4 protein-coding genes are annotated in these 4,396 nt (G+C 63.2%); 1 reads left to right on the top strand and 3 read right to left on the bottom strand.

Translation table 11 applies throughout. From position 1 onward, the window contains the following. The first annotated feature begins 99 nt into the window (after positions 1–99). A complete protein-coding gene (locus tag FEF26_RS15165) occupies positions 100–876 on the top strand; it encodes a cytochrome c oxidase assembly protein (protein ID WP_138254374.1) in 777 nt (258 codons plus the stop codon). A 21-nt stretch (positions 877–897) separates the two neighbouring features. Here the strand turns inward: FEF26_RS15165 and FEF26_RS15160 are convergent, their stop codons facing one another. The 3 genes from FEF26_RS15160 to FEF26_RS15150 all read right to left on the bottom strand — a co-directional run. Beyond that, positions 898–2,547: a M23 family metallopeptidase gene (locus FEF26_RS15160; protein WP_138254373.1), complete on the bottom strand. Its 1,650-nt coding sequence runs from the start codon at positions 2,545–2,547 to the stop codon at positions 898–900. A gap of 41 nt (positions 2,548–2,588) precedes the next feature. Next, a complete protein-coding gene (locus tag FEF26_RS15155; RefSeq protein WP_138254375.1) occupies positions 2,589–3,299 on the bottom strand; it encodes a hypothetical protein in 711 nt (236 codons plus the stop codon). A gap of 81 nt (positions 3,300–3,380) precedes the next feature. Continuing rightward, positions 3,381–4,396: ParB N-terminal domain-containing protein (locus tag FEF26_RS15150; protein WP_138254372.1), on the bottom strand; the 1,016-nt coding region annotated here is incomplete at its 5' end.

Below are 4,396 nucleotides of genomic sequence, written 5' to 3'. Positions count from 1 at the left end.
AAATCTGTACCCATTGAAGAAACCGCGGCCCGCATAACGCGTGGACCTACTCCCGGGGGCAACCCACCGGACTGGCTGTGGACCGCTGTCGCTATCACGATGGCTATTTGGTATCTCCGAAGTATGTGGAGACTGGAGGGCGCTGGTGAGAAGTGGCCTCTCAGTAGAAGCGCTTCGTGGGTACTGGGAGTCGTGCTACTGGTATGGGCGACTTCTGGCGCGCCGGCAGTGTATGGAAAGGTTTTGTTCTCGGCCCACATACTGCAGCTTATGGTGATCACTTTCCTCATCCCTGTGCTGCTCGTGTTCGCCGATCCAATCACCCTAGCTAGGCGGACGACTAGAGGGCGAGAGGACGGCACCCGAGGCCAGAAGGAGTGGCTGAGCCAGATTTTTACGTCCCGCGTGTTCTCATTCATGGCACACCCGCTAGTGTCCGGTATATACCTAGGCGTTTCTACCGTGCTGTTCTACTTCACTCCGGCCTTCAGAGTTTCACTCGAATATGTTCTAGGTAACGGGCTGATGATTGCTCACTTTCTTACTGTGGGCCTGATTTTCTTCTACGGGATCACCGGGGACCACGCGCGTCACTCACGTGGAACACCCATCCGGTTGTTTGCACTGGTGCTGCTGTTAGCGCTATTCGCTGTACTTGCGACGGTACTTTCGGCCTCCTCTCAGGTTTTAGAGCCCGATTGGTTTGGGGTCCTCGCCCAGGAACTCCAAATTTCGGCCCTAGCAGATCAGCAGGTTGGCGGAAGAACATTATGGGTACTTCCTGTTGCTCTGTTGGCATACTTCACCGTACGAGAAGTACTGCATCGAATAGGGGTGCGTGCCCAGCTCGAAAGATCAGCGAATGAGCAAGCCTGATCGCAGACGTGTCGTCCCTAATCAGTCAGTGACGGTGATATGGAGGTGGTCGTAGTGGCCACCTGTGGGGTCATTGGGGTCGTGCATGCCACCGCCGTCGTAGGGCCGCCAGCCTTCATCGGCTCGTGAGGCGACCCAGATTTTCCCGTCGAAAATCAGGTATTCGACCCCGAGGGTGTCGGCGTGGTCTTTGACCCAGTTGGTCACCTCCCACCCAGCCTGACGTTGGGCCTCGGTGGGGAAACTGCCGATGGGATTACCGAAGGTGACATCGCAGGCCCGCCCCAGCGGGTGCTCGGAGTCCTGGCCGGGGCGTTCATCCCAACAAACCCAGGAAGTCTCCGGGAAAGCCTCGCTGGTCTGCTGGTAGACGTGCAGCATCCGGGCGGTGATCTGCCCACCGGTGGTGGGGTCATCGACCATCTGCGACCCCTCACCACCACCCGGCTCCGGCTCGCCGGCTTCCGCGGTTTGGTCGGGTTCGGTGGGGCAGTCTTCGCCCTCTGCACCGGCTGGTTGGGTGCTGCTGCCGGACCCGGTGCTGGGGGCAGGGTGGGCGTCGTGGGTGGCTAGCCAGGGTTCGGGGTCGGTGTGTTCCCCGGTGTCTGGGCCGCCGGGCCAGATTTCTAGGTGCAGGTGCGGGCCAGTGGACTGCCCCGAGTTGCCCACATCCCCAATGTGGTCCCCAGCAGAAACTGTGTCGCCTGGTTGGACGTGGATGCCGGTCTCCCACATATGGATATACACCGAGGACACCGCTTCACCGTTGATGGTGTGGTCGATGACGATCACCCCGCCGCGGGCCTCGTTGTAGTCAGCCGAGGCGACGACACCGTCGGCGATGGCATAGATCGGGGTGCCATCCGGTGCTGCCCAGTCGGTGCCAGCGTGGAAGCTGTCTTCCCCCGTCACCGGGTGGACCCGAGGCCCGTAGTCGCTGGTCTGGACCGCAGCATCCTCCGGTAGGGGGAAGACCACCCGGCCGGACTCCGGCACCGAGGCTGGCCCGGCCTCGCTGCCGGCGGTGAGTGCTTCCAGGATGGTCTCTGCGACCGGTTCATAGTTCCTGTACCGGTCCGGGTAGGCCGAGACTTCGACGGCTTGGGCGGCCTCGCCCTTGTCCATCTCCTGCCAGCCGGGGATGTCGAGCAGCCCACGCGGTGAGCCGCTATTCGGCCCTTCTGGGCCGCCGAAGAACGCTTCTGCTTGGTAGATGGGGTCCATGAGGTCTTCGACGGAGCCCCACCCGGTAGAAGGGCGCATCTGAAACAACCCCAGGCTATCGTGATCGGAACCGTCACCGTCGTTGGGATAGTCAGCAGAGTCCGGGTAGGCGGTCTCATTGGAGAGCTGACGCAGGGTGGATTCAGTCAGTGCGGCCATCAGTGCGATCACCAGCCCATCCCGACTCACCGCCTCGATGCTGGTCCCTGTTTCGATGATCGTCGCCGCGTGGGTGAGCTGCTCCTGGTTCAGGGTGAAGGTCTCTCCGTTGGCGGTAGTGACCTCCAGTTCCTCGGGGACCTCACCGACGGTGAGGTGCGGGCTTGCCCCGGGCACTGTGCAGGAGGCTCCAGCACTGGGGCTCATCAACGCGCCGACCGAGACCAGGGCGACTGAGGGGCCAAGCATGGCGAGTAGGACCAGGATGATGGCTGCTTTCTTCAACACCGGTCAGGCGCCTCCCTTCATGCCAGTCGGGTCAGGGGCGGTTAGGTCAGCGCGTTGTCGAGTTCGGAGAGCCGCAGCAGGTGGCAGGTCTCATAGGCAGGGGTGCAGACGATGAACACCGTGAAGGAGACCTCGTGCTCACTGGTGACCGGTTCGTCGTTCCAGGTGCCCTGTCGGTGCCGGGTGCCGGTGATTGTGTAGGCCACCGTGCCTTCGGTGATCTGCCCGGGCTGGGCCTGGGCCAGAGCGTCCTCCCAGGCCTGCGGGACATAGACCTCATCAATGCTCAGGTGCTGGGAGGTGGAGTGTCGGCGCAGTTGAGTCCAGGCCTCACGAGTGGGCAGGTAGGTGGCCACATCAGAGGCCAGGCCTGCCTGTTCGGCCCCGGTGGGGTCACCAATTTCCAGCAGCGCGGAGGTGTAGTCCAGAGGCATGAGCCCCGAGGCGGTGTCCCACTCAAACAGGGCAGTAGCGACGTTGCGGGCGAACGTCTCAGGATCGGCGGATTGTTCTACCGGTGGGACCACTGGCTGTCGCACATCAGAGCCCGACTGTTCGGTGTGTTCGCCGGGTGCAGCCGGTGTGGGGTCTGGGGTCTGCGCAGTCGTCGGCGCGGGCGGCTCTGGCTGGCGGGGTCCGGTGGCCAGCCCGTAGATACCCACTGCGACTAGTAGGAGCAGGGCCAGACCAGCGGCAAGTGCGGCCAGCAGTTTGGGCCGGGAGAACACAGTGGAGAACTCAGGGAGCTTCATACCCACCAGGTGCACACCCACGCCCCAGAAGGTGTTCACCGCCGCCACTGGATGGGTAGGCGGGAGAGAGGTGGGTGGGGGTTAGAGGGCGCCTAGATGCCCACGCACCGGCACAGTCCCGCCGGTGCTGGTGTCGTCAGTGCGGGCTTCGCGTGCGGCGTGGAGTTTCTCAGCGAAAACAACGGTGGCTTCCACGGTGGCTTGGAAGCTGCGGTACTGCTCATCGGTCAGTTCGGCAGCGAGCTGGTCGGGGTCGTAGTGGGTCCACCAGTCGGCCAGTTCACCCCAGGTCGCCCAGAACGCGCGGGTCGGATACCGCCGTGGCATCTCATCCGCTGCTGACCCTGGTGCCTGGTTTGCGGTCGTGGTGGTGCGTTTCGTGGTGGCGGCTTTCGCTTTGGCTACGGCCTCATCGGCCAGACGGTGCAGCTGGTCCACGCGCTGTTGCTGGGCGGCCTCAGCAGCTTCGCGCAGTTGCCGGTAGACCGGGTCCACCGGCGCACCAGCATCAATCCGTTCCAGTTCTTGCTCGGCCTGGGTGCGCAGCTCACTGGGGATGTCGGGGTCGGTGGTGAGGTGTTGGAGGTAGCTGATCTTCTCCAACGTCGTATGCGAGGCCCCTCCAGGGATCATCGCCGCAGCCTGCTCGCGAGCGGTGCCACAGGGGGTAGCTGGTGGTCCTGCAAATTTTGCAGGACCATGTTCTCCCGGCTCGTGACCTTCCTGGAACTGGGTTGAGGCCTTCCGGCGCTTGGCGTCCTCAGCCAGGAGCTGCTTGAGTTCCCGGTAGAGGGCGGCGGTTTCCTGCTGGGTCAGTGACTTGTGCAGGGTGTTCTCGTCCTGCTCGGCCAACAAGTGGGCCAGCTTGTCGGAGATCCCGGAGCGGACCCACACGTTGACCTTCCGCCAGCCGAGCTGTTTGATCGCAGCCAACCTGCGCGCACCACACACAAGCACCCCCTCGGGGGTAATCGTGATCGGCTGCAACAGGCCTTCACGTTCGATGGAGGCGGCTAGTTCGTCGATGTCTCCGAAGTCGGTGCGGTGCCGGGGACCGACCGTGATGGCCTCTACCGCGCGGTCGAGTTCGATGAACC

Source organism: Nesterenkonia salmonea (assembly GCF_005771525.1).
GTDB classification, from domain to species: domain Bacteria; phylum Actinomycetota; class Actinomycetes; order Actinomycetales; family Micrococcaceae; genus Nesterenkonia; species Nesterenkonia salmonea.
Note: the sequence above shows the minus strand (reverse complement) of the source record. Positions and strands in the feature narration are given on the sequence as shown.